25 protein-coding genes are annotated in these 23,862 nt (G+C 70.6%); 9 read left to right on the top strand and 16 right to left on the bottom strand.

The features are described 5' to 3' along the window. Positions 1-3: 3 nt before the first annotated feature. Positions 4-600, bottom strand: coding sequence for an NUDIX hydrolase (locus HQ603_RS16735; RefSeq protein WP_222685896.1), 597 nt, complete (start codon positions 598-600; stop codon positions 4-6). Between the two features lie 111 nt (positions 601-711). Between HQ603_RS16735 and HQ603_RS16730 the strand changes: the two genes are divergently transcribed. Continuing rightward, the gene (locus HQ603_RS16730) at positions 712-2,178 is read left to right on the top strand and encodes a CCA tRNA nucleotidyltransferase (RefSeq protein ID WP_222685895.1); all 1,467 of its coding nucleotides are present in this window, start codon (positions 712-714) and stop codon (positions 2,176-2,178) included. Here HQ603_RS16730 and HQ603_RS16725 read toward each other — a convergent pair. Further along, positions 2,075-3,469: an MFS transporter gene (locus tag HQ603_RS16725; RefSeq protein ID WP_222685894.1), complete on the bottom strand. Its 1,395-nt coding sequence runs from the start codon at positions 3,467-3,469 to the stop codon at positions 2,075-2,077. The two genes, HQ603_RS16730 and HQ603_RS16725, sit on opposite strands and share 104 nt — an antisense overlap. A gap of 53 nt (positions 3,470-3,522) precedes the next feature. Here HQ603_RS16725 and HQ603_RS16720 point away from each other — a divergent pair, with 53 nt between their 5' ends. Beyond that, positions 3,523-4,128, top strand: coding sequence for a YqgE/AlgH family protein (locus tag HQ603_RS16720; protein ID WP_222685893.1), 606 nt, complete (start codon positions 3,523-3,525; stop codon positions 4,126-4,128). Positions 4,129-4,160: 32 nt separating this feature from the next. On the opposite strand, the gene HQ603_RS16715 is transcribed toward HQ603_RS16720, so the two are convergent. After that, the gene (locus tag HQ603_RS16715) at positions 4,161-5,534 is read right to left on the bottom strand and encodes a glutamate decarboxylase (protein ID WP_222685892.1); all 1,374 of its coding nucleotides are present in this window, start codon (positions 5,532-5,534) and stop codon (positions 4,161-4,163) included. A gap of 37 nt (positions 5,535-5,571) precedes the next feature. Then, positions 5,572-6,195 carry a UdgX family uracil-DNA binding protein gene (locus HQ603_RS16710; protein ID WP_222685891.1) on the bottom strand — a complete coding sequence of 208 codons (624 nt, stop codon included), beginning with the start codon at positions 6,193-6,195 and terminating at the stop codon, positions 5,572-5,574. Positions 6,196-6,309: 114 nt separating this feature from the next. Here HQ603_RS16710 and HQ603_RS16705 point away from each other — a divergent pair, with 114 nt between their 5' ends. Both HQ603_RS16705 and HQ603_RS16700 read left to right on the top strand, forming a co-directional pair. Then, positions 6,310-7,263: a glucose 1-dehydrogenase gene (locus tag HQ603_RS16705; protein WP_222685890.1), complete on the top strand. Its 954-nt coding sequence runs from the start codon at positions 6,310-6,312 to the stop codon at positions 7,261-7,263. Positions 7,264-7,316: 53 nt separating this feature from the next. Next, positions 7,317-7,763: a hypothetical protein gene (locus HQ603_RS16700; protein ID WP_222685889.1), complete on the top strand. Its 447-nt coding sequence runs from the start codon at positions 7,317-7,319 to the stop codon at positions 7,761-7,763. Here the strand turns inward: HQ603_RS16700 and HQ603_RS16695 are convergent. Next, complete coding sequence (locus HQ603_RS16695) at positions 7,738-8,733, bottom strand: bile acid:sodium symporter family protein (protein ID WP_261773970.1); 996 nt, start codon at positions 8,731-8,733, stop codon at positions 7,738-7,740. The two genes, HQ603_RS16700 and HQ603_RS16695, sit on opposite strands and share 26 nt — an antisense overlap. Before the next feature lies 1 nt (position 8,734). Then, on the bottom strand, positions 8,735-9,154 hold the full coding sequence (locus tag HQ603_RS16690) for an SdpI family protein (protein ID WP_222685888.1): 420 nt from the start codon (positions 9,152-9,154) through the stop codon (positions 8,735-8,737). 68 nt (positions 9,155-9,222) lie between these two features. Between HQ603_RS16690 and leuS the strand changes: the two genes are divergently transcribed. Further along, positions 9,223-12,078, top strand: a complete 2,856-nt coding sequence (leuS, locus tag HQ603_RS16685) for a leucine--tRNA ligase (protein WP_222685887.1) — start codon at positions 9,223-9,225, stop codon at positions 12,076-12,078. Positions 12,079-12,084: 6 nt separating this feature from the next. On the opposite strand, the gene HQ603_RS16680 is transcribed toward leuS, so the two are convergent. The 6 genes from HQ603_RS16680 to HQ603_RS16655 form a co-directional block, all read right to left on the bottom strand. Beyond that, on the bottom strand, positions 12,085-12,828 hold the full coding sequence (locus HQ603_RS16680; protein WP_222685886.1) for a pirin family protein: 744 nt from the start codon (positions 12,826-12,828) through the stop codon (positions 12,085-12,087). 67 nt (positions 12,829-12,895) lie between these two features. Beyond that, positions 12,896-13,693 (bottom strand): DNA/RNA non-specific endonuclease, encoded by a 798-nt coding sequence (locus HQ603_RS16675; protein WP_222685885.1) that lies wholly within the window; start codon positions 13,691-13,693, stop codon positions 12,896-12,898. Positions 13,694-13,855: 162 nt separating this feature from the next. Next, a complete protein-coding gene (locus HQ603_RS16670) occupies positions 13,856-14,356 on the bottom strand; it encodes a GNAT family N-acetyltransferase (protein ID WP_222685884.1) in 501 nt (166 codons plus the stop codon). Between the two features lie 114 nt (positions 14,357-14,470). Then, on the bottom strand, positions 14,471-15,976 hold the full coding sequence (locus tag HQ603_RS16665; RefSeq protein WP_222685883.1) for a tripartite tricarboxylate transporter permease: 1,506 nt from the start codon (positions 15,974-15,976) through the stop codon (positions 14,471-14,473). Then, entirely contained in the window at positions 15,976-16,518 is a 543-nt protein-coding gene (locus HQ603_RS16660) for a tripartite tricarboxylate transporter TctB family protein (protein ID WP_222685882.1), read from the bottom strand. Before HQ603_RS16660 ends, HQ603_RS16665 begins: the two co-directional genes overlap by 1 nt. After that, complete coding sequence (locus tag HQ603_RS16655) at positions 16,515-17,498, bottom strand: Bug family tripartite tricarboxylate transporter substrate binding protein (RefSeq protein WP_222685881.1); 984 nt, start codon at positions 17,496-17,498, stop codon at positions 16,515-16,517. Before HQ603_RS16655 ends, HQ603_RS16660 begins: the two co-directional genes overlap by 4 nt. Before the next feature lie 193 nt (positions 17,499-17,691). Between HQ603_RS16655 and HQ603_RS16650 the strand changes: the two genes are divergently transcribed. Further along, positions 17,692-18,075 carry a universal stress protein gene (locus HQ603_RS16650; protein WP_222685880.1) on the top strand — a complete coding sequence of 128 codons (384 nt, stop codon included), beginning with the start codon at positions 17,692-17,694 and terminating at the stop codon, positions 18,073-18,075. Between the two features lie 10 nt (positions 18,076-18,085). On the opposite strand, the gene HQ603_RS16645 is transcribed toward HQ603_RS16650, so the two are convergent. Further along, entirely contained in the window at positions 18,086-18,757 is a 672-nt protein-coding gene (locus HQ603_RS16645) for an SDR family oxidoreductase (RefSeq protein WP_222685879.1), read from the bottom strand. A 10-nt stretch (positions 18,758-18,767) separates the two neighbouring features. After that, positions 18,768-19,229 carry a MarR family winged helix-turn-helix transcriptional regulator gene (locus HQ603_RS16640; RefSeq protein ID WP_222685878.1) on the bottom strand — a complete coding sequence of 154 codons (462 nt, stop codon included), beginning with the start codon at positions 19,227-19,229 and terminating at the stop codon, positions 18,768-18,770. Between the two features lie 106 nt (positions 19,230-19,335). On the opposite strand from HQ603_RS16640, the gene HQ603_RS16635 reads away from it, so the two are divergent. Genes HQ603_RS16635 through HQ603_RS16625 form a run of 3 tightly spaced genes read left to right on the top strand, consistent with a single transcriptional unit; the run spans position 19,336 to position 21,326 of the window. Next, positions 19,336-19,854, top strand: a complete 519-nt coding sequence (locus tag HQ603_RS16635) for a VOC family protein (protein WP_222685877.1) — start codon at positions 19,336-19,338, stop codon at positions 19,852-19,854. A gap of 60 nt (positions 19,855-19,914) precedes the next feature. Continuing rightward, positions 19,915-20,514, top strand: a complete 600-nt coding sequence (gene wrbA, locus HQ603_RS16630; protein WP_222685876.1) for an NAD(P)H:quinone oxidoreductase — start codon at positions 19,915-19,917, stop codon at positions 20,512-20,514. Between the two features lie 38 nt (positions 20,515-20,552). After that, positions 20,553-21,326 carry a pirin family protein gene (locus HQ603_RS16625; protein WP_222685875.1) on the top strand — a complete coding sequence of 258 codons (774 nt, stop codon included), beginning with the start codon at positions 20,553-20,555 and terminating at the stop codon, positions 21,324-21,326. A gap of 41 nt (positions 21,327-21,367) precedes the next feature. Here the strand turns inward: HQ603_RS16625 and HQ603_RS16620 are convergent, their stop codons facing one another. Then, positions 21,368-22,801, bottom strand: a complete 1,434-nt coding sequence (locus tag HQ603_RS16620; protein WP_222685874.1) for an amino acid permease — start codon at positions 22,799-22,801, stop codon at positions 21,368-21,370. Continuing rightward, entirely contained in the window at positions 22,798-23,802 is a 1,005-nt protein-coding gene (locus HQ603_RS16615; RefSeq protein ID WP_222685873.1) for a universal stress protein, read from the bottom strand. The genes HQ603_RS16620 and HQ603_RS16615 overlap by 4 nt, the downstream gene beginning before the upstream one ends. Positions 23,803-23,862 lie beyond the last annotated feature (60 nt).

Here is a 23,862-nt window from a genome sequence, read left to right as displayed (position 1 = left end):
GCCTCATTCGGGGGCGGGCAGGTCGGAGGGCTGAGTCGGTGGGGGCATGACGGCCTGCGGGTCGGTGGCCATCCGGTCGATGAGGTCCCCGGCCCGAGCGGCGAGTTTGCGCTCGTCGGCGTAGGCGAGCCGGGTGTGGAGTTCGGCGAGCGGCACCCAGGCGACCTCGGTGACCTCGACGTCCTCGTCGGACAGTTCGCCGCCGGTGAAGCGCAGGAGGTAGTGGTGCACGGTCTTGTGGACGCGCCGGCCCTCGGTGACGAACCAGTAGTCGATGCTCCCGAGCGGCGCGAGCACGGTGCCGTTGATGCCCGTTTCCTCCGCGACCTCGCGCTCGGCGGTCTGTTCGGGGGTCTCACCGCGTTCGATGTGCCCCTTGGGGAGGGACCAGAGCAGGCGCCCGCGTCGGTCGGTGCGGCCGATCAGAGCCGCGCAGAGGCGTTCGGGCGGGCCGCCCAGCCCGTCGACGACGAGTCCGCCGGCCGACGTCTCCCGCACGGTGCGGAGGGTGGGTCGATCGCCGGTCCGGCCCGCCGCGTCGCCGCGCCCACGCCGTCGCACACCGCGACGGGTTCGCTTGGCTCGTTCGGGACCGGACACCCGATCGATACTAGTTGCCGACGGGCACGTCGCCGGTGTCCGTGGCGCGTCCTCCACCCGGTCACCGCCGTGCTCGGGTGGCGCCGGGCGTCGTCGGTAGGGTGTTGCGACGTGTCCACTTCCGTACCGGATCCCGACCGACGCGCGCGTCTGCTCGCGTCGGGGACCGTGGCGCTCCGGGCGCACGACGACATTCTGCGTCCCCTGGGCTCGCTGTTCGCCGCGGCGGGTTACGAGCTGTTCCTGGTCGGCGGCAGTGTGCGCGACGCGCTGCTCGGCCGGTTGAACACCGATCTGGACTTCACCACCAACGCGCTCCCGGAGCACACGCAGGCGTTGCTGGCCGGCTGGGCGGACCATCAGTGGGACACCGGCATCGAGTTCGGCACCGTCAGCGCGGTGAAGAACGGTCGGCAGATCGAGATCACGACGTTCCGGAGCGACGCGTACGACCGGGTCTCGCGCAACCCCGTCGTGCGGTACGGGTCGACGCTGGCGGACGATCTGGTGCGCCGCGATTTCACGGTGAACGCGATGGCCGTGCGGGTGGACGCCGACGGCGCCGGCGAGTTGGTCGATCCGCTCGGCGGGCTGGACGCGCTGCTCGAGGGGGTGCTGGACACACCGAGTGCCCCCGAGGTCTCGTTCGCCGACGATCCCCTGCGCATGCTGCGGGCGGCCCGGTTCGTGTCCCAGCTGGGGTTCGCCCTCATGCCGCGAGTGCGGACGGCGGTGCGGGAGATGGCAGCGCAGATCGATCGCATCACCGTCGAGCGCATCACGGCGGAGCTGGACAAGCTGATCCTCGGCGAACACGCCGTGGACGGGGTGGAAGCGTTGTGCGACACAGGCATCGCGCAGCGCATCGTCCCGGAGGTGCCGGCGATGAAGCTCGAGATCGACGAGCACCACCAGCACAAGGACGTGTACTGGCACTCGCTCACGGTGCTGCAGCAGGCGATCGACCTCGAGGAGGGCGATCCGGATCCGATTCTGCGGTGGGCGGCGTTGCTGCACGACATCGGCAAGCCGGACACCAAGCGTAACGAGCCGGGTGGCGGCGTCAGTTTTCACCACCACGAGGTGGTCGGCGCCAAGATGGTGCGGCGTCGGTTGCGGGCGCTGAAGTACCCGAAGAAGGCGGCGGACGACATCGCCCAGCTGGTGTTCCTGCACCTGCGCTTCCACGGATACGGCAAGGGGCAGTGGACGGATTCGGCGGTGCGGCGCTACGTGACCGACGCCGGCGACCTGCTCCCCCGCCTCCACAAGTTGGTGCGGGCGGACTGCACGACGCGCAACAAGCGGCGCGCGGCGGCGCTGCAGGCGACGTACGACGACCTCGAGGCGCGGATCGAGCGCCTGGCCGCCCAGGAGGATTTGGCGCGGGTGCGTCCGGACCTCGACGGCAACGCGATCATGGAGCTGCTCGACATTCCGGCCGGTCCCGAGGTGGGCCGGGCCTGGCGGTTCCTCAAGGAACTTCGTCTGGATCGGGGTCCGCTGGACCGCGACGAGGCGGAGCGAGAATTGGTGGCGTGGTGGAACTCTCGTCGTTCGGCGGAGCAGGCCGAGTGACGGGCGAGCTCGCGACGATCACGGCGGCGACGAGGTAGATCGCCGCGCCGACTCCCACGGCGACGAGCTCCACGATGCCGGACGCGGTGCTCACCGGGCCGAACGCAACGGCCACGGCGGCCACCGCCGCGACGAACGCGGCGTTGAACACGGTGTCCTGCAGGGCGAACACGCGGCCTCGGCGGCGATCGTCGACGTCGGTCTGCAAGGCGGCGTCGGCACTGAGCTTGACGGTCTGGCCGGCCACGCCGAGGACGAAGGCGCCGACGACGAGCAGGTCGGGTTCCAGCGTGATCACCAGGGTTCCCTGGACGACGGCGGCGAGAACCAACGCCGAGGCCGTCAGTCGGCGGGCACCCAGGCGGGGGCGCAGGATCGGGGTGGTGAGGGCGGCGACGAACAGTCCCGTCGCGGTCGCGGTGACGGCCAGTCCGAATCCCGCGATGCCCACCGGCAGCACGGTCGCGCGCTCGGTGGTCGCCGCGTCGCGGAGCACCAGGATCGTCACGACGGTGTCGATCCCGAAGACGATGCGGTGCGCGCCGACACCGAGCAGCGCCGAACGCACGGTCGGCGTCGCGGCGACGGTGCGCAGACCCGTCGCGACGCCGCGTCCGACGCCGACGATTCCCCCGGACTCGTGGCGCTCGGCGGTGCGGTCCCCGGCCGGACCGAGCCGACCGGCCGGGAACCGACGGGCGAGAAGGGCGGCGACGACGGCGCCGAGAGCGGACACCGCGGTCGCGACGGCGGCCGGAACGCCCGTCGGACCGGCGAGAGCGAGGACCGTGGTGGCGACGGCGGCCCCGGTGGCAGCGGTCACCGCGCCCAGGGTGACCAGCGCGGAGTTGGTCGGGACCAGTGCGTCCGTCGCCACGACCCGCGGCAGCGCGGCCGACATCCCCGCGAGGACGAAGCGGCTGATCCCGACGAGGACGAGGGCGGTCACCAGGACGGCCGCGGTCGACGCGTCCACCAGCAACAACACCGTCGCCAGCACGATCAGCGCGGTCTTGGCCAGTCCGGCCCCGATCAGCACGGCGCGGCGGTCGAGACGATCCAACGCGACGCCGGCGACGGGCCCCACCAGCGAGTAGGGCAGCAACAGGACGGCGAAGCCGGCAGCGATCGTGAGGGGGTCGGCGGCCCGCGCGGGGTCGAAGAGCACGACTCCGCCCAGCGCCGCCTGCACCATGCCGTCACCGAACTGCGTCGCCAGTCGAACGAGCGCGAGGCGGCGTGCGTCGGGGGCGCGCGCGACCACGCGCAGACCGGCCAGGATTCCGTTCATGCGGGCCCTCCGGTCTCGCGGCGCCGCGCGGTCGCCGGTGCCATGATGAGACGGTGGCACACGCAGAGGACCCGGAGGACCGGACGGCGACGCCCGACCACGCCGTGCGGCCCGGAAGCTTGCTGATCTCGTCCAACGAGCTGGTGGAGCCCACGTTCCGGCGCACCGTCGTCTACGTCATCGAGCACAACGACGCGGGCAGTCTCGGGGTGGTGCTGAACCGGCCGAGCGACACCGCGGTGCACGACGTCCTCCCGCAATGGGCGGCGCTGACGAGTGCGCCGAAGGCCCTGTACGTGGGCGGACCCGTCAAGCGCGACTCCGCCCTGTGTCTGGCGACGCTGCGCCGCGGCGTGTCCACCGAGAACGTGCCGGGACTGCGCCGCGTCGACGGCCGTGTGGTCATGGTCGATCTGGACTCCGACCCCACCGTCGTCGCGTCGCTCGTCGACGGCATGCGCGTCTTCGCCGGCTACTCCGGCTGGACGCTCGGTCAGCTCGAGGGCGAACTCGAGCGCGACGACTGGATGGTGGTGTCGGCGTTGCCGACCGACGTCGTCGGGCCGGCCCGGGTCGACCTCTGGGCGCGCGTCCTGCGTCGGCAGCCGATGCCGCTCGCGATGCTGGCCACCCACCCGATCGACACGTCCCGCAACTGACCGGAGCGCGTCCGGGCGCCGGGGCACGCCGGTCAGTGCGCGAACGCGCGGGCGTGCGAGTGCCCGCCGCGATCACGCAGTGACGCCACCACCTGATCGATCGCGTCGCACAGCTGCCGGGCGAGGTCGGCCGAGAAGCCCTCGCGCACCACGATTCTCAGGACGGCGACGTCCTCGGCGCGGGCGGGCATCGTGTACGCCGGTACCTGCCAGCCGCGTGCCCGCAGCTCGTGCGAGATGTCGAACACGGTGAAGCCCGGGTCCCCCCGCAGCGCGAACGCGACCACCGGGAGAGCCTGCCCGTCGCCGATGACGTCGAAGGTGTCCGACGCCGCCAGGCGCCCGGCCACGCGGGTGGCCGTCGCGCGGAGCGACGCCATGACGTCGGTGTACCCGCGTCGTCCCAGACGCAGGAAGTTGTAGTACTGCCCCACCACCTGGTTGCCGGGGCGGGAGAAGTTCAGCGTGAAGGTCGGCATGTCCCCGCCGAGGTAGTTCACGTGGAACACCAGATCGTCGGGGAGGTCCTGCGCCTCGCGCCAGACCACGAAACCCAGTCCCGGATAGGTCAATCCGTACTTGTGGCCGCTGGCGTTGATCGACTTGACCCGCGGCAGGCGGAAGTCCCACAGCAGATCGGGGTCGAGGAAGGGGACGACGAACCCGCCGCTGGCGGCGTCGACGTGCACGGGCACGTCCGGCCCGCCCGCCGCGGCCACGTCGTCGAGCGCCTCGGTGATCTCGCGAACCGCCTCGAGTTCACCGGTGAACGTGGTTCCCAGGATGGCGACGACGCCGATGGTGTTCTCGTTCACCGCGTCCCGGACCTGGTCGGGCGTGACGACGTAGCGGCCCGGCTCCATGTCGAGGTAGATCGGCTCCACGTCGAAGTACCGGCAGAACTTCTCCCAGACCACCTGAACGTTGGTGCCCAGCACCAGGTTCGGCCGCGTCGCGTCGGCGTCGGCCTCCTGCCGCCGTGCGCGCCACTGCCACTTGAGGGCCAACCCGGCGAGCATGACGGCCTCGGACGAGCCGATGGTCGACACCCCGGTGGCACTGGACGGATCGGTCGGGTCGAGGTTCGGCGCGTTCCACAGATCGGCCACCATGTTGACGCAGCGCTGCTCGATCGCCGCCGTCGCCGGGTACTCGTCCTTGTCGATCATGTTCTTGTCGAACGTCTCGGCCATGAGCTTCTCGGCCTGCGGTTCCATGTACGTGGTGACGAACGTCGCCAGGTTCAGCCGGGAACTGCCGTCGAGCATCAACTCGTCGTGCACGAAGCGGTAGACCGCGTCGGGATCGGTGCGGTCGGTGGGAAGCCGGAGGGCCGGCACGGGATCGTTCGCCAACCGGCCGGTGTACGCAGGCGCGATGGTGCCGTCGGGATGAGTGTCCGTCACCCTCGCCACGCTACGGGGAGTCGGGCGGGCGCGGGGGTCACCTCAACAGACCGGCCGCGATGCGGAGATCGGCGACCAGGCCGTCGAACGCCGCGTCGCGGTCGGCGTCGTCGGTCCGCAGGACGGCCGACGGATGCACGGTGGCAACGGCTTTCGCGTCCCCGAGCGCGAGGACCTCCCCGCGGCTCGCCCCGATCCGGAACGACGGGCCCATCAGCGCCTGCGCGGCCGTCGCGCCGAGCAGCACCACCACCTCCGGATCGACGGCCCGGAGTTCGGCCTGCAACCAGGGGTGACACGCCGTGACCTCCGAGCGCAGCGGCTTCTGGTGGATGCGCCGCGGGCCCGACCCGCGGGTGAACTTGAAGTGCTTCACCGCATTGGTCACGTAGGTGACCTCCCGATCGATGTCCGCCTGCGCCAGAGCGCGGTTCAGCAGGATGCCGGCGGGTCCGACGAAGGGTGCGGCCCGCCTGTCCTCCTGGTCACCGGGCTGCTCGCCGACCAGCATCATGCGCGCTCCGGCCGAGCCCGCGCCGAACACCACGTGCTCCGCCGGCTCCCAGAGATCGCATCCGCGGCACTCCCGCGCCGACGTCGCGAGGTCGGCCAGATCGAGGGTGTCGGGCACGAACGTCGCCGCGCCGGGGAACTTCGCCATGCGCCGCGAGTACCCGGGCGGCCGATCGCCACACCACACCGGGGGTCGTTCGCCACACCCCACCGGGGGTCGTTTGCCGCCGACGCCGGCCGGGCATGCGGCAGCAGCGACCCGATGGAAACCACCCGTCGCCTCGTTCCCATTCCGTCCACCACCCCCGGTTGGAGCCTTGCCGTGACCGATCAGTACACCTTCACCGACCCCGTGACGCAGTACCACCAGGACGGTTTTCCCGAGCAGCACCAAGACCCGCCCGGCCTCGCCGCCGACCTCGAGCCGCGCGCCGACCACGGCGAACGGTCCTACCGCGGCACCGGCCGACTGACCGGCCGCAAGGCGCTCGTCACCGGTGCCGATTCCGGCATCGGACGCGCCGTCGCCATCGCCCTCGCCCGCGAAGGTGCCGACGTCGTCCTCAACTACCTCCCGTCCGAGGAACAGGACGCACAGGAGGTCGCCGAGCTGGTGCGCGAGGCCGGCCGGACCGCCGTCCTCGCCCCCGCCGACCTGACCGACGAGCAGGCCACCCGCGGCCTCGTCCGCACCACCGTCGACGCCTTCGGCGGCATCGATCTCCTCGTCGCCGTCGCGGGCAAGCAGCAGTACGTCGAGAAGCTCGAGGATCTGTCTCCGGAGCAGTTCGACGCCACGTTCAAGACCAACGTCTACTCGCTGTTCTGGATCGTGCAGGAGGCCGTGCCGCACATGCCGGCGGGGTCGACCATCGTCACCACCAGCTCGATCCAGGCCTACACGCCGTCGCCGGGACTCGTGGACTACGCGACCACCAAGATGGCCATCAACACCATGAGCAAGGCGCTCGCCCAGCAGCTCGCGCCCCGCGGCATTCGCGTGAACGTCGTGGCGCCGGGACCGTTCTGGACGCCGTTGCAGGCGTCCGGCGGACAGCCGACGTCGGCGCTGCCCGAATTCGGCCAGGAGACACCGCTGGGCCGCGCGGGTCAGCCGGCCGAGCTGGCCGCGGCGTACGTCTACCTCTCCTCCGCAGAGTCGAGCTACGTCACCGGCGACACCCTCAACGTCAACGGCGGCATGCCGACGCCGTGACACCGGGCGTCGGCGGGCCGACGCCGTAACGGTTCGGGCCTACCCTCGACGCCATGACCGACGACGCCACCACGCCCACCGACTCCACCCCCTCCGATCGCGAGGTGCTCGAGACCGTGGTGGCGCTCACCGCCTCTCGCCCCGCGCTGGCCGCGGTGCGGGAGGCGGCGTCGTCTCTGCTCGCGGGACCGGAACCCGGCGTCACGGTCGACGCGGAGATCGTCGACGACCCGGTCGGCCCGCCGGTGGGCGTCGGTGTCACCGAACCCGGTCTCGCCGCCCCCGGCACCGTGGCGGGAACGCCCTGGACCGCGGATGGCGTCCCCACGTGGGACGGGGTTCGCGAGCGCGTCGAGGGTCGATCCGGGACGGCCATGGGTGCGGCCGAGTTGGACGCCGAGAGTGCCGTCGGCCGCACGGAGGCGGAGAAGTTCGCGGAGCGCGAGCGGGCCGGCAAGGCGCGCCTCGAGGAGATCAGGAAGTCGATGCGGCGTCCCTGATCGCCTGCCGCTCGTACCGCGCGGCCAGCATCGCGCACACCACCAGCTGGATCTGGTGGAAGATCAGCAACGGCAGCACGATGATGCCGATGGGCTGGCCGGCGAAGAGCACCGAGGCGATCGGCAGCCCGCTGGCCAGTGACTTCTTGGAGCCGCAGAACAGCACCACGATGCGGTCGGCGCGGTCGAACCGGCACAGCCGGCCGATCAGCTCGGTCAGTCCGAGCACCACCGCCAGCAGCACGCTGCACACGGCGACCACCGCGGCGATGCGCCACGGCGAGAGCACCGACCACACGCCCTGCACACGGGAGACGCTGAACGCGGCGTAGACGACCAGCAGTATCGAGCCGCGGTCGACGAGCTTGGTGGCCGACGCGTGCCGCTGCACCCACCCGGCGATGCGACGACGGGCGAGCTGGCCGAGCAGGAACGGCACCAACAGCTGCAGGAGGATGTCGCCGATCGCGGAGGCGTCGACGCTCGCCTCCCCCGTCGTCGTCACGAGCAGGACCACGAGTAACGGCGTGACGACGACGCCCAGCAGGTTGGAGACCGACGCGCTGACGACGGCGCCGGCGACGTTCCCGCGGGCGATCGAGGTGAACGCGATGGACGACTGGATGGTCGACGGGACCAGGCAGAGGTACAGCAAGCCGGTGTACAGCTCGTCGGTGAGGATCGTCGGCGCGAGGATGCGCATGGCCAGCCCGAGCAGCGGGAACAGCAGGTACGTGCATCCGAGGACGACGGCGTGCAGGCGCCAGTGCGTGAGGCCGTCGAGGGCGTCGCGCGGGGAGAGCCGGGTGCCGTAGAGGAAGAACAGCAGCGCGATCGCGGCGACGGTGACCGCGTGCAGGACGTCGGACGCGCGTCCGGTCGCGGGCAGCAGGGTCGCGACGGCGGCGACGCCGAAGATCGCGAGGACGAAGCCGTCCAGAACCGCGGCGAGTCGCCGCACCGGTCCCATGTCAGGCGGGCTTGCAGGCGTCCTTGAGGCTGCACGAGATGCAGGAATGGCCGCAGCCGCCCTGCTCGTCGGGGGCGGCCGCGGCGGCGGCCGCGGCGCGGGTGCCCATGGTGCCGCCGTATGCGGCGGAGACCAGTGCGGCGGCCGTGGTGACGGCCGCGGCGAGGACACCGAAGAGCCCACCGGGCGCGATCGCGGCGACGGCGCCGAGCAGCAGCATCACGGCAGCGGCCGCGGTGGTGGGCGCGGCCACCTTGTTGGCGAGGGCGAAGGACTCGTCGCTGGCCATGCTCGCCTCGGTACGCACGCCGACCAGGGCGTTGCGACGCAGACGCCCGCGCAGCCCGAGGACCGCGACCACGCCGAGGGCGACGGCGGCGGCCAGGAGCAGGACGAACAGAATCACGGACACGACGATCACGGGGTCCAGTTTACGGTCCGTCGGTGACCGGGCCGATCACGGCCCGGGGCACGCTTTACGCTGGTCGCGTGACTTCGCAGCCTGACCCCACCGCCGAGACGACGCCCGGACACCGCTACACGGCGGACCTCGCGGGCTCCATCGAGGCGCGGTGGCAGAAGCGCTGGGCCGACGAGGAGACGTTCGCGGCGCCCAACCCGGTGGGCGATCTCGCCACCGACGGCGAGCTCCCGGCCGACAAGCTCTTCGTCCAGGACATGTTCCCGTACCCGTCGGGCAGCGGTCTGCACGTCGGGCACCCGCTGGGGTACATCGCCACCGACGTGTTCGCCCGCTACCACCGCATGCGCGGACGCAACGTGCTCCACACCCTCGGCTACGACGCCTTCGGGCTGCCGGCCGAGCAGTACGCCGTCCAGACCGGGACGCACCCGCGCACCACCACCGAGGCGAACATCGCGAACATGCGGCGGCAGCTCGGTCGGCTCGGGCTGGGCCACGACATGCGCCGGTCGGTCGCGACGACGGACGTCGACTTCTACCACTGGACCCAGTGGATCTTCCTGCAGATCCACGGAGCCTGGTACGACGCCGAGGCGGGTCGCGCGCGTCCCGTCGCCGAGTTGGAGGCCGAATTCGAGTCCGGGACGCGGACTCCCGACGACGGCCGGGCCTGGTCCGCGCTCTCGCCCGCCGAGCGCCGCGAGGTGATCGACGGGTATCGGCTGGTCTACCAGTCGAATTCGCTGGTCAACTGGTGCCCCGGCCTGGGCACGGTGCTGGCCAACGAGGAGGTCACCGCCGACGGCCGCAGCGACCGCGGCAACTTCCCGGTCTTCCGAAAGAACCTGCGTCAGTGGATGATGCGTATCACCGCGTACTCCGACCGGCTCATCGACGATCTGGACCTGCTGGACTGGCCCGAGAAGGTCAAGACCATGCAGCGCAACTGGATCGGGCGCTCGCGCGGTGCCCAGGTGCGGTTCGACGCCCAGCTGCCGCACGGCACGGGCACCGCCGGTATCGAGGTCTTCACCACGCGACCGGACACGCTCCACGGCGCCACCTACGTCGTCCTCGCTCCGGAACACCCTCTGGTGGACGACATCACGGCCGTCGCCTGGCCGGCGGACGTCGATCCGCGCTGGACTCTCGGGGAGGGCACGCCGCTGCAGGCGATCGGCGCTTACCGCCGTGCCATCGCCGCGAAGTCCGACCTCGAACGGCAGGAGAACAAGGAGAAGACGGGCGTCTTCACCGGGTCCTACGCGGTCAATCCCGTCACCGGCGAGTCCGTGCCGGTGTTCGTGGCCGACTACGTGCTCACCGGCTACGGCACCGGCGCGATCATGGCCGTCCCCGCGCACGATCAGCGGGACTGGGAATTCGCGACGGCGTTCGGACTGCCCGTGGTGCAGGTCATCTCGGGCGGCGACGTCACCGAGGCAGCGTGGACGGGCGACGGCACGCTCGTCTCGTCGGGCGATCTCGACGGCCTGACGGTCGACGAGGCCAAGACGCGGGTGATCGCCCAGCTCGAGGAGAAGGGCACCGGGCGCGGCACCATCCAGTACAAGCTGCGGGACTGGCTGTTCGCCCGGCAGCGGTACTGGGGCGAGCCCTTCCCGGTGGTCTACGACGCCGACGGTCACGCGCACGCGCTGCCCGATTCCGCTCTCCCGGTGGAACTCCCGGACGTCGAGGACTACGCGCCGGTGTCGTTCGACCCCGACGACGCCAACAGCGAGCCCTCGCCGCCGCTGGCCAAGGCGACGGAGTGGGTGCACGTCGATCTCGACCTCGGTGACGGCCTGCAGACCTACACCCGCGACACCAACGTCATGCCGCAGTGGGCGGGCAGCTCGTGGTACCAGCTGCGGTACATCGACCCCACCAACGCCGACGCACTGTGCGCCCCGGAGAACGAGGCGTACTGGATGGGCCCGCGGCCGGACGTCCACGGCGAGAACGATCCCGGTGGTCTCGACCTCTACGTCGGCGGTGTGGAACACGCTGTGCTGCACCTGCTCTATGCCCGCTTCTGGCACAAGGTGCTGTTCGACCTCGGACACGTGAGTTCGAAGGAGCCGTACCGCCGCCTGTACAACCAGGGCTACATCCAGGCCTACGCCTTCACCGACGCCCGCGGGGTGTACGTCCCGGCCGACGAGGTGGTCGAGCGCGACGGGCAGTACTTCTTCCAGGACCAGCCGGTGAACCGCGAGTACGGGAAGATGGGCAAGTCGCTCAAGAACTCCGTCTCGCCCGACGAGATCTTCACCGAGTACGGCGCGGACACCCTGCGGGTGTACGAGATGTCGATGGGTCCGCTGGACACCTCGCGCCCCTGGGCCACCAAGGACGTCGTCGGCGCGCAGCGATTCCTGCAGCGCGTGTGGCGGCTCGTGGTCGACGAGGAGACCGGAGCGCTGCGGGTCACCGACGATGCTCCGTCGGACGACACCCTGCGCGCGGTGAACCGGGCGATCGAGGGCGTCGACGCGGATTACGCTGCGCTGCGGGACAACACGGCCGGGGCGAAGCTCATCGAGCTGACCAACCACCTGACCAAGGAGTACCCGGGCGGCGCTCCGCGCAGCGCCGTGGAGCCGCTGGTGCTGATGCTCGCGCCCCTGGCGCCGCACATCGCCGAGGAGCTGTGGTCGGTTCTCGGGCACGACGGATCGCTGGCCCACGGACCCTTCCCGGTGGCCGACGAGACGTGGCTGGTCGACGACACCGTCGACTACCCCATCCAGGTCAACGGCAAGGTCCGCAGCCGGATCAGCGTGGCGGCGGATGCGTCTCGCGAGGCGGTGCAGGCGGCGGCGCTGGCCGACGAGAAGATCGTCGCGCTGCTGAACGGCGGGGAGCCGAAGAAGGTCATCGTCGTCCCCGGGCGCATGGTCAACGTGGTTCTCTGACGCGGTTCACGCCGCCGCGGAGTGCATCTCCCAGATCAGGATCTCGCCGGGTGACGTCGTCGTGATGCGGGGCGAGCCGCCGCCGGTGAGGCGGACGGCGTCGCCCTGGCGGAGCTCGACGCCGTCCATCGTCGCGTCGCCGCGCGCGAGGAAGACGTGGACGAACGGCGCGTCCGGCACGGTGATCGACTGCCCCGCAGCCGGTCTCGCGACGTGCAGGGCCGCGTCACGGTTGCCGAGGGTGACCGCGGTGCGGTCCGCGTCGCGGGGCAGGCCGGACGCGACCACGATCAGGTCGCCGCCGGCGAGGGCGTCGGACACGTCGCGTTCCTCGTAGGACGGCTCCGTGTCCGGGGTGCTCGGCGGGACCCACATCTGGACGACGCGCAGCGGGCGACGCGAGGTGTACCCGGTGGCGTTGCGCTCCGAGTGCAGGACGCCGGAGCCCGCGCTCATCCGCTGGATCACCCCGGGTCGGAGGACGCCGGTGTTGCCCACCGAATCCTCGTGCCGCAGTGTCCCGTCCAGGACCCAGGTGACGATCTCCATGTTGCGGTGGTGGTGACGATCGAACCCCTCGCCGGGCGCGACGGTGTCCTCGTTGTGGACCAGCAGCAGCCCGTGGGCGGCACTCGCGAGGTCGAAGTTGCCGGTGGCGGGGAAGGACTGCCACGAATCGATCGCGCCGTCCCACCAGTGCTTCCGGTCGGCGCTGCGGACGATCTGCGCGGTGGGGTCCTCGGTGGTCATGTCGAGGTGCCCTCCTCGGTGGTCATGTCGAGCGGAACCGGCGGTGCGCTCTCGGCATTCCCGGCACTCACCGATCCAGGCGCAGGTCGTCGGGACCGGTCAGTTCGATCCACGGCACGGGCCGCGCGCCGGGAACCGCGGCGAGACGGTCCGCATTCACGAGCAGCGGCATGGCGAGGTCCGTCGCCGCGGCGATGTCCGCGATCGGAACCTGGTAGGTGCGGTAGGCACCGAGCGGGGGGACGTCGTCGGCCAGGACGCCGCGCTCGAGGATCGGACCCAGCGAGTCCGTCTGGTCGAGCACGTACCCGGTGGCGGCGAGGCTCTCCTCCTGCGCCCACGCCGCGACCTTGAAGAACCGTCGAGGAATCGGGACACCTCGGTACACCGGATCGTCCGACTCGAACAAGCACCCCGTGAACACCGAGAGCCGTTCCTCGTACTGCCGGGCGTGGTCCAACACGTAGTCCTCGAGCCCGAGCCACAGCGTCTTCGACTGGTTGAGGGTCGCCGTCTGCGGAGCGCACACCGTGTAGTGGAACGTATCGGCATTGGCGCGCTCGGCGTCCTCGCCCCACACCGGATCGCGGCGCCGAACCAGGTGACCGCGGTCGAGGTCGTTGTCGGAGTACAGCTCCGGCCCCGCCTGCTGCGTCGCCGGCAGCCGGGGGTCGAGGCGCCAGTCGTCGCCGCGCTCGACGTCGCGGAGGTCGCCGCCGTCGATGTTCACCGCGCTCACGGCCGCCAGCCGACGCCCGGTGTCCATCGACACCGCGAAGTGCGTGTAGTCGAGGGTGACCAGGCCGTCGCGCGACGGGATCGGGAGGGCATCGGCGGTACCGAGGAAGCTCGCGTCGTAGGTCATGCGGAGCAGTCAGCCACACCGCGGTGACGGTGGGGTGAACGCGCCCGCTCGACCTGCGTGGCGGCACACAGGAGTGGTGGATCGACGGGTTCCCGGCGCTGAGGTCCCGTTGTGTGTGCACGGAGGCAGGTCGGGCTCAGAGCCCGAACGAGCCGGCCCGCCTCAGAGCCCGAAGGCCTCCGCGTATCGGAATGGCCCGGCGACCGGGTCGTCGGTGAGCACGAGCGCCTGGAAGTACCGCCCCCACGAGGCGACCGGCGCGTCGATCCCCTCGCCGGCGGCGGGTGCGAAGTCGAACCGCCGGTAGTAGTCGTTCTCGCCGAGCAGCACCAGCGCCGGTTCGTGCCGCGCCTGCGCGGCCCCGATCAGCGCCCACATCAGCGCGGACCCCACGCCTCTCTGCTGGTCCGCCCTGCCCACGGCCAGGGGCGCGACCCCCACGGCCGGAGTGTCGCCGATGTACCCGCGGGTGCCGATCACGTACCCGATCACCTGCTCGTGTGCCGTGGCGACCAGGGAGTACTCGGGGATGTACCCGGGATCGTCGAACAGGGCTCGGGTCAGGGCCACTTCCCCGGGCTCGTCGGGGCCGCTCGCGAACGCCTCGTGCACCACACGCAGGACGCGGGGCCGGTCGGAGGGCTGTTCACGTCGTATCCGCACCGGCCGAGTGTCCCAGACCTGCGCCACGGCACACAGGTGCGCCGAACCGACGGGTTCCCGGCGATCCGGCCGACCTGTGTGCACGCAGGCAGGCCATGCCCGACGGCGGACCCCCTAGAAGTCCACCCGCCGCCGTGACCGGACCTTGGTCACCGCCGAGAACACCACCGCGATGATCATCAGCGTGTAGAGCACCACGGTGATGCCGCTGCCGACGAGGACGGTGGGGTCACCCTCGCTGACGGCCAGAGCGCGGCGGAGGGAGTCCTCGGCGAGCGGCCCGAGGATCACGGCGATCAACACCGGCGCCAGCGGAATCCCGAAGCGCCGCAGCATGAATCCGATGATTCCGAGGCCGAGCATGAGGATCAGGTCGACCAGTGAGGCACTCGACGCGTAGACACCGAGCGAGGCGAACACGGTGATGCCGGCGTACAGGTAGTTCTTGGGAATCCGCAGCAGCTGGGCCCACAACGGCGCGAACGGCAGGTTGAGGATCAGCAGAACGACCATGCCGACGAACAGGCTGGCGATCAGCGCCCAGACGATCTCCCCGTTGCGGTCGAACAGCAGCGGCCCGGGCTGAATGCCGTACTGCTGGAACGCGGCCAGCAGAATCGCCGCGGTGGCGGACGTCGGCAGACCGAGGGCGAGGAGCGCGCCCATGGCGGTGCCGGCCGTCGAGTTGCCGGCGGCCTCGGGACCCGCGACGCCGCGGATGGCGCCCTTGCCGAACATGGGGTTCGGGCGACGACGGTCCAACCGGCGCTCCGTGCCGTAGGCCAGGAAGCTGGGGACCTCGGCGCCGCCGGCCGGGATGATGCCGAACGGCACGCCGAACGCGGTGCCGCGCATCCACGCCGGCAGGGCTTCGCGGAACTCCGACCGCGTCAGGAACGGGCGGCCCTTCGAGGGGATCAGCGTGGTGTCGTCGGGCTTGCCGATCTTCGAGGCCACGTGGATCACCTCACCGAGCGCGAGCATGGCGACGGTGATGACGACGATGTGCACACCGTCGAACAGCGCCGGGACCTCGAACGTGAATCGTGATGCGCCGGAGGGTCCGTCGATGCCGACGACGGCCAGGGTCAGGCCGATCAGCAACGCGGACATGCCCTTGAGCACCGAATCGGAGACCACCGCGGACGTGGCGATGAATGCGAACACCGCCAGCGCGAAGTACTCGGCCGGGCCGAAGTTGGTCGCCAAGGAGGCCAGGGTCGGGGCGAAGAACACCACCAGCGTGGTGGCGACGATGCCGCCGATGAACGCGCCGATCGCCGACGTCGCGAGAGCCTGTGGCGCACGGCCGTTCTTGGCCATGCGGTGGCCCTCGAAGGTGCCGGCGATGGCCGTGGAGTTGCCCGGCGTGTTCATGAGGATGCCGGAGATGGAATCGCCGAACAGTCCGCCGAAGTAGACGCCGGCGAACATGATGAGGGCGGACGTCGGCTCGAGGGTGAACGTCACGGGCAGCAGCAGTGCGACGGCCATGGCGGAACCGAGGCCGGGCAGGACGCCGACGGCGGTGCCGAGGAGGGCGCCGACGACCACCCACACCAGGTTCATCGGTGTGAGGGCGGTGCCGAACCCGTCGAGGAGATTGCCGAGGGCATCCATCAGAACACCGCCGCCAGCAGTCCGCCGGGGAGGGTCAGGCCCAGACCGCCGGAGAAGACGAGTTGCACGGCCGACGACACGAGCAGCGCCACCGCCGCGTCGAAGACGTACCGGCGCCCACCGAGACCGACGGAGACGCCCCAGAACAGGAACGCGCCCGCCAGTACCCAGCCGAGCGGCTCGAGCAGCGCGACGAACAGGGCGACGGTGCCGACCGTGATACCGACGCTGCGCCAGTTGGAGAAGGTCCCGGTGTTCGCGCGGCCGTCGTCGTCGACACCGAGTTCGACCGGCTCGGGACGCCGGATCAACTGCACCGCAACGAGAGCCGCGACGAGGAAGCAGCATCCGGCGACGATGGCGGGGAACACCTGCGGGCCGGGTGACGTCGCGGTGTCCGGGACGACCATCGTCACGGTGCCGTAGACCAGGAACAGGCCGAGGGCCACCAGGAGGGCGGGGACCACCAGGCCGGCGCGGCCGGTGAGAGGTCCGGACCGTGCGCCGGTGTCCGGCGGGTCGGTGATCACGTTGCTGCTCATATCAGACCCAATTCTCGGAGAATGTCGGAGATGCGTTGTTGTTCGACCTCGAGGAAGTCGCCGAACTCGTCGCCGGTCAGCACCGACTCCTTCCAGCGATTGCGCTCGACGGCCGTCGCCCACTGGTCGGTGGCGGTCATCTCGGTGACGATGTCGATCAGCGTCTGCCGATCCGTGTCCGAGACTCCCGGCGGCGCGACGACGCCGCGCCAGTTGACGAGGTCGACGTCGTACCCCTGCTCGATGAAGGTGGGGGTGTCGATGCCCGGCACCGGTTCCGGCGCCGCGACGGCGAGGGCCCGGACGTTGCCGGACTCGATCTGGTCGCGAAAGTCGTTGTACCCGCTGACCGCGACACCGACGGTGTCGGACAGCAACGACGTCAGCACCTCACCGCCACCGGAGAAGGCGATGTAGTTGATGGCCGCGGGGTCGATGCCGGCCTGCTGCGCGAGCTGGCCGGAGACGATGTGGTCGATGCCGCCGAGCGAGCCGCCGCCGATGGGCAGACCGCCGGGGTTGGCGCGCCAGGCCGCGAGGAAGTCCTCGAGGTTCTCGTACGGGGAGTCGCGGGGAACCACGAACACCTCGAAGTCCTCGGCGAGCCGAGCGATGGGCACGGTGTCCTGCAGAGTGATCGGCGAGTCGTTGATCGCGATGCCGCCGAGCATGACGGTGCCGGTGACCATGACGGTCGTCGGTTGGCCGGTCAGCGTCTCGAGCTGGCTCAGTCCGATGGTGCCGCCGGCGCCCGGCACGTTCACCACCTGGGCGTTGTTGACGATGCCGTCGGAGCGAAGCGCCTGCTGGGCCTCTCGGGCCACCAGGTCCCAGCCGCCACCCGCGGCGGCGGGTGCGACGAGGGTCAGCTTGGCGCGGGCGTCGGAGCCGCCGGCGCTGCCGGCGGCGTCGATACCGGCCACCGTGACGGCGGCGGCCACGGCGACGGCGCCGAGGGCGCGCGTCAGCGTGATCTGCATGAGCGTGGTTTTCGGAACGTGGTGTCGGTCACAGCTCGGGACGGTATGGGTGATCTGTCCGTTTAGTCCAGACAATCCGAATTGTGCGCATAGTGTGCACGGCGCGGTTCGCGGAAAGGGCTACCGCGCTCCGCCGATTCGGGCAACCCTGGTATCGGTTCGGCGCCGGGCCGACCTCACCGAAAGGCACACCATGACCGTTGCAGTAGCCATGAACTCCACCCCCGAGGGTCGCGCGGCGCTCCTGGCGGGAGGCGCGGAGGCGCAGTTCCGCGGGGACGACCTGGTGGTGCTCTCGGTACTCGACGCGGACGAGGTGTCCCCGGCCGATCGCGACTCGGTCGAGAGTCAGGCCCGAGAGCTGCTGGGCGACACCGCGTTCACGACGCGCGTCGAGCCGGACGGCGGCGACGAGGCCGGGGCGATCGTCGACCTCGCGGCCGAGGTCGGGGCGACGCTGGTGGTCATCGGATCCAAGCGGCGCAGCGCCGTCGGCAAGTTCCTCATGGGCAGCACCGTGCAGCGTGTCCTGCTCGACTGCCCGGTGCCGGTGCTGGTGGTCAAGGCCGAGCACTGACCCACCGAATTCAGCGGGGGCGCAACACGATCTCGGTCGGGTGCGCGTCCGCCGGGGTGTCGATCGCCTGGCGGACCGCACGCGCGACGGTGTCCACGGTGAGGTATCGCGAGCCGTCGTACTCCCCGCCCTCACCGGCAACGATGGCGCGCTGCATGTCGGTGTCGATGCGACCCGGATGCACGCTGGTGACCCGGATGTCCGGCTCCTCCTGGCGCAGTGCGTCGCCGAACGCGCGAAGCGCGAACTTGCTGGCGGCGTAGGCACTCCAGCGCGGGTTGGCCCGCAGGCCGGCGCCGGAGTTGATCAGCACCACGTGACCGTGAGCGCGCCGGAGTGCGGGCAGCAAGAGGCGGGTCAGCTCCGCGACGGCGAAGACGTTGGCCTCGAACGTGTGTCGCCAGTCGGCCAGGGACAGTTCCTCGACGGTCCCGAGGTCGGCGACGCCGGCGTTGTGCACCAGGACGTCGAGGGATTCGATGTCGGCGGTCGCCGCGCGGAGGGCGTCGGCGTCGGTGAGATCGACGGGCCACGGTGTGGCGGTGAGGAGTTCCTCGGCCACCGTGGCCACCGAGTCGGCCGTCGTGCCGCCGATCAGCACGTCGTGATCGGCGGAGAGCAGTCGGGCGATGCCGGCGCCGAGTCCGCGGCCGGCGCCCGTGACGAGTGCGGTGGGTGACATACCCGCGAGCCTAGTGACGCGCGGTGGTCTGCAGGTGGGCGCGCATGTCGGAGTAGATGCGGCCGAGGGCGTCGACGTCGTCGTCGGAGAGCACGTCGAACATGGATTCCCGGACGGCGTCGACGTGGCCGGGGCTGGTCGCCGCCAACTTCTCCATGCCGGCGTCGGTGAGTTCGGCGGACATGCCGCGTCGGTCGTCCTCGCACTCGACGCGCACGACCCACCCGGCGTCGACGAGTCGGGTGATGGCGCGGGTGACGCCGCTGCGGGTGGTGGTGACGGCGTCGGCGAGGTCGCGCATGCGCATGCTGCGGCCGGGCGCCTCGCTCAGTTTCACGAGGAGCTCGAAGTCGGTGAACGAGATGCCGGACTCGCGAACCAGCTGGCGGTCGAGGGTCTGCAGGAGCAACCGGGTCGAGTCGAGATAGGCGCGCCAGGCACGCTGTTCGTCGTCCGTCAACCAGTTCGCCATGCACTCAGTCTACGACAGATAGTTGACGGCGCAATTATTTCGGCTACGGTGATGAGTGATTGACACCGCAACGATCTTCGCCGGACCACGACTCGGAGGCGCCACCATGAGTATCCACGAGAGCGAGACGATCGAGCAGCGCGCGGCTCGTGGCGAGGCCGAGCGCGAGCGCCTGCGTGGCCTGCATCTGCAGCCCGCCGAGTCGAGGCCGACGTCGTCCGCCCGCGGTCTGCACCACACCGCGCTCATCAGCAGCGACGTCGAACGCACCATCGACTTCTATCAGGGCGTTCTCGAGTTCCCGTTGACGGAGCTGATCGAGAACCGCGACTACCCCGGCTCGTCGCACTTCTTCTTCGACATCGGCAACGGCAACCTGCTCGCCTTCTTCGACTTCCCCGGCCTCGACGTCGGCCCCTACGCCGAGGTGCTCGGCGGGCTGCATCACGTCGCCATCAGTGTCGAGCAGGAACGCTGGGATCACCTGCGTATCAAGCTGATCGACGCCGGGGTCGAGCTGGTCGAGCACAGCGAGGTGTCGCTCTACTTCCGCGACCCCGACGGCGCCCGCCTCGAACTCATCGCCGATCCGCTCGGCGAGATGTACGGCCAGCAGGTCCTCTAGCCCCGAACCATTCCGCAGAACCGATCACCCCCGAGAGAACCACCGACAGAAAGGCACACCATGACCAAGATCGCCGTTCTCTACTACTCCTCCACCGGCCACGGCACCACGATGGCCGACATCGTCGCCAAGGCCGCCGAAGCCGCCGGCGCGGAGGTCCGCGTCCGCCACATCGCCGAGACCAAGGACCCGGCGACGTTCGCCGAGAACCCGGCCTGGACCGCCAACTACGAGGCCACCAAGGATCTCCCCGCGGCCACCGGCGACGACATCGTCTGGGCCGACGGCGTGATCTTCGGGTCTCCCACCCGCTTCGGCAGCACCACCAGCCAGTTCCAGACGTTCATCGACTCCCTCGGCGGACTGTGGGCGCAGGGTGCGTTGGCGAACAAGGCGTACGCCGCGTTCACCTCCAGCCAGACCGCGCACGGCGGCCAGGAGACCACCATTGTCAACCTCTACACCTCGCTGATGCACTTCGGCGGCGTGCTGGTTCCCCCGGGCTACACCGACGGCCTGAAGTTCGCCGACGGCAACCCCTACGGCGTCGGTCACGTCACCGGACCGGAGAACAAGAACGAGATCGACGACGCCACCCGCAACGCCCTCGAGCACCTCGCCACCCGCGTTACCGGCATCGCCGCCAAGCTCGCGAGCTGAGTCCGCCTCCCCTGCAGCACCCCCGACGGAAGGTCGTCATGACTGCCTCCACCTCCCCCGTGCTCGACGTGCGACGGGCCGACGCCCGCCCGCACACCCGCATCGAGTGGCTCGACTCGCACCACTCGTTCTCGTTCGGGCATCACTACGACCCGGACAACACGCACCACGGGGTGCTCATGGTCAACAACGACGACATCGTCGCGCCGGGAACGGGTTTCGACACCCACCCGCACCGCGACATGGAGATCGTGACCTGGGTGCTGCAGGGGTCGCTGGTCCACCAGGACTCCATCGGACACAACGGCGTGATCTACCCGGGCCTGGCGCAGCGCATGAGCGCCGGTACGGGAATCCTCCACTCCGAGAAGAACGACGCGTGGCGGCGCAGTGACGCCACCGTCCCGTCCGCCGACCCCGTGCACTTCGTGCAGATGTGGGTGGTCCCCGACGAGGCCGGCGTGACGCCGGGGTACGAGCAACTCGAGATCGACGACGAGTTGCTCTCCGGCGGACTGGTGCCCGTCGCGTCGGGCATGGACGCCTACCGCGACCACTCCGCCATCCGCATCCGCAACAAGTACGCGGCGATGCACGTCGCCCGCCTGCGTGCCGACGGCGTCCCGCAGACCCTGCCCGACGCCCCCTTCCTCCACGTGTTCGTCGCGCGCGGCGAGGCGTCGCTCGAAGGCGTCGGGGTGCTCGGCGAGGGCGACGCGGTGCGCGTCAGCGGCGGGGGCGGGCAGCGACTGACGACGACGTCCGCGGCGGAGGTCATCGTGTGGGAGATGCACGCGTCCATCGGTCGCTAGACCGGCGCCTACCCGGCGCCTACCCGGCGGTGACCCGGCGCCTACCCGGCGGTGGGTTCCAACCGGGACCGCCGCCGGGAGTACCCGAAGTACAGCGCCGACGTCGCCCCGAGCCAGATCGCGAACAGGATCCACGTCTGCACGTGCAGCGTGCTGATGAGGTAGAGACACGCGGCGATCGAGAGCAACGGCAGGACCGGGTAGAGCGGGACCTTGAACCCGCGGTCGATGTCGGGTTCGCGCCGCCGCAGCACGATCACGCCCGCCGAGACCACCAGGAACGCCACGAGCGTGCCCATGGACACCAGGTCGGCCAGGAAGTCGAGGGGCAGCAGCCCGGCGAGCAGCGCCACGCAACTCGCGACGATCACCGTGTTCTTCACCGGCACCAGGCTGCGGGGCGCGACGTCGGAGAAGACCGACGGCAGCATGCCGTCGCGGCTCATCGCGAACAGGATGCGCGTCTGGCCGTAGAGGGTCACCAGGGTGACCGAGAAGATCGACACCACGGCGCCCGCCGAGAGCACGATCGACGGCCAGCTCGACCCGGTGACGTAGGACAGGATCTCCGCCAGCCCCGCCTCCTGACCGTCGAACTCCGTCCACTTCTGCGCACCGATGGCGGACAGGGTCACCAGCAGGTAGACGAGCGTCACCACCACCAGGGCACTGATCAGCGCGATCGGGAGGGTGCGGCGGGGATTCTCCACCTCTTCGCCGGCGGTCGACACGGCGTCGAGACCGATGAACGAGAAGAAGATCAGGCCCGACGCCGCGCCGATGCCCGCGACGCCGAACGGCGCGAACGGCTCCAGGTTGTCCAGGCTGAAGCCGGTGAATCCCACCACCGCGAACATCGCGAGAATGCCGATCTTCACGATCACCATGATCACGTTGGCGCGCGCGGACTCACTGGTGCCGCGGATCAGCAGCAGAGCGCACAGACCCACCAGCACCACGGCGGGGAGGTTGACGCCGAAGCCCTCGCCGCCGCCCGGCGCGTGCGAGAGCACGTCGGGAATGCGCAGGCCGACCGTGCGGTCGAGCAGGTCGTTGAGGTACTGCGACCACAGGACCGACACGGCGGCCGTCGACACCCCGTATTCGAGCACCAGGCAGGCGCCCACGAGCATCGCGACGAACTCGCCGATGATCGTGTAGGTGTACGTGTACGTCGACCCCGACGCGGGAATCGACGACGCCAGCTCGGCGTAGCAGAGTGCGGTCAGTCCGGCCGTGATCGCGGCGATGACGAACGAGAAGATCACCGCGGGCCCGGCGACGGGAACGGCGGACGAGAAGATGAAGAAGATGCCGGTGCCGACGGTCGAGCCGACGCCGATGCAGGTCAGCTGGAACGTCGTCATCGACCGTTTCAGGTCGCTGCCGCCCGACGTCTCGAGGGCGGCGATGTCCGCCAGCGGCTTGCGGCGGAGCAATCCGTGTCCGGATCCCGCGGCACTGCGGTCGTTCATGCTGTCTCCTTCGACGAGTGCGCCGGACGTGCGGACCCGAGGCGACTGCCCCGCGGTACGACGATCACCGGAACCGGACTGTGCCTGACGATCTTGGTCGCCGTCGACCCCAGGAAGACCCGCGCCAGCGGACCGGGACGGGACGATCCGAGGACCAGGACGTCGTCGTCGACGAGATCGACCGAGCGCAGGACGTCCTCCCAGCCCCCGCCGACCCCCACGGCGCACGTCGGTGTCAGCGCCGGATAGGTCGTGCCGACGCGCGTCGCGGCGGCGCGCAGCAGGCCGGTCGCCTGCTCGGACCACTGCGCCGTCACCAGGTCCTCGGCGCCGTAGCCGCCCAGCGGCGGGAACGTCGTCGACCGACGGGGCGCGAACGCCACCAGGTGCAACTGCAGGTTCCAGCGGTCCGCGAGCACCGCGGCGGTGTCGACGGCGTCGTCGGACTCGGCGGTTCCCGTGTAGGCGCACGCGATGCGGCGGAAGGGTCCGCGGCGCTCGGCGTAGCCGCGGGGGACGAGCGCGAGCGGGACCCGCGACGAGTGCAGGAGGGCGTCGCTGGTGCTTCCCGACGAGAAGCGGCCCGGCGGTCCGTCGGTGGACCCGAGCACCACGATGTCGGTGTGGTGAGTGGCGGCCGCGCCGATCAACCCCGCCGATTCGGCGGGGTTGTCGACGTGGAACGCGGCCGGCTGGTCCAGCTCGTCCGGATGCAGGACGTCGGTCAGCGCGTCGTGCGCCGCCCGGACCGACTCGTCGCCGCGATCACGCACCCAGCGTCGGTAGTCCGCGTCGGCCGCGTTGGACGTCGGGAACGGCCAGGTGCGGGGCAGGACGGTGCAGCATCGGACCAGCACCCGCGGCTGTTCCGAGGGAGCCCTGTCCACCGATCGACCCGGCCGGGCCTCCCGCGCCGTCGCGGCCGCCCGCCCGGCCCAGCCGACGGCGTCCCGGCCGGAATCGTCCGGCAACCACCCGACCAGTACCGACGTCGTCGCCACGGTCCCCCCTTCGCTGCCTCGCGGTCCGTGACCGTGAGTATGCGCCCGGAAAGCCGGGGA

Source organism: Rhodococcoides corynebacterioides (genome assembly GCF_019834675.1).
GTDB lineage: Bacteria > Actinomycetota > Actinomycetes > Mycobacteriales > Mycobacteriaceae > Rhodococcoides > Rhodococcoides corynebacterioides_A.
The sequence above is the reverse complement of the archived record's forward strand: the minus strand, read 5'-3'. Positions and strand labels throughout refer to the sequence as shown.

Coding starts and splice junctions, on each gene's coding strand:
- HQ603_RS16725 (WP_222685894.1), bottom strand. CDS start 3,469: ATGAACGGAATCCTGGCCGGTCTGCGCGTGGTCGCGCGCGCCCCCGAC.
- HQ603_RS16710 (WP_222685891.1), bottom strand. CDS start 6,195: ATGGCGAAGTTCCCCGGCGCGGCGACGTTCGTGCCCGACACCCTCGAT.
- HQ603_RS16705 (WP_222685890.1), top strand. CDS start 6,310: ATGGAAACCACCCGTCGCCTCGTTCCCATTCCGTCCACCACCCCCGGT.
- HQ603_RS16700 (WP_222685889.1), top strand. CDS start 7,317: ATGACCGACGACGCCACCACGCCCACCGACTCCACCCCCTCCGATCGC.
- HQ603_RS16695 (WP_261773970.1), bottom strand. CDS start 8,733: ATGGGACCGGTGCGGCGACTCGCCGCGGTTCTGGACGGCTTCGTCCTC.
- HQ603_RS16680 (WP_222685886.1), bottom strand. CDS start 12,828: ATGACCACCGAGGACCCCACCGCGCAGATCGTCCGCAGCGCCGACCGG.
- HQ603_RS16675 (WP_222685885.1), bottom strand. CDS start 13,693: ATGACCTACGACGCGAGCTTCCTCGGTACCGCCGATGCCCTCCCGATC.
- HQ603_RS16665 (WP_222685883.1), bottom strand. CDS start 15,976: ATGGATGCCCTCGGCAATCTCCTCGACGGGTTCGGCACCGCCCTCACA.
- HQ603_RS16660 (WP_222685882.1), bottom strand. CDS start 16,518: ATGAGCAGCAACGTGATCACCGACCCGCCGGACACCGGCGCACGGTCC.
- HQ603_RS16655 (WP_222685881.1), bottom strand. CDS start 17,498: ATGCAGATCACGCTGACGCGCGCCCTCGGCGCCGTCGCCGTGGCCGCC.
- HQ603_RS16650 (WP_222685880.1), top strand. CDS start 17,692: ATGACCGTTGCAGTAGCCATGAACTCCACCCCCGAGGGTCGCGCGGCG.
- HQ603_RS16645 (WP_222685879.1), bottom strand. CDS start 18,757: ATGTCACCCACCGCACTCGTCACGGGCGCCGGCCGCGGACTCGGCGCC.
- HQ603_RS16640 (WP_222685878.1), bottom strand. CDS start 19,229: ATGGCGAACTGGTTGACGGACGACGAACAGCGTGCCTGGCGCGCCTAT.
- HQ603_RS16635 (WP_222685877.1), top strand. CDS start 19,336: ATGAGTATCCACGAGAGCGAGACGATCGAGCAGCGCGCGGCTCGTGGC.
- wrbA (WP_222685876.1), top strand. CDS start 19,915: ATGACCAAGATCGCCGTTCTCTACTACTCCTCCACCGGCCACGGCACC.
- HQ603_RS16625 (WP_222685875.1), top strand. CDS start 20,553: ATGACTGCCTCCACCTCCCCCGTGCTCGACGTGCGACGGGCCGACGCC.
- HQ603_RS16620 (WP_222685874.1), bottom strand. CDS start 22,801: ATGAACGACCGCAGTGCCGCGGGATCCGGACACGGATTGCTCCGCCGC.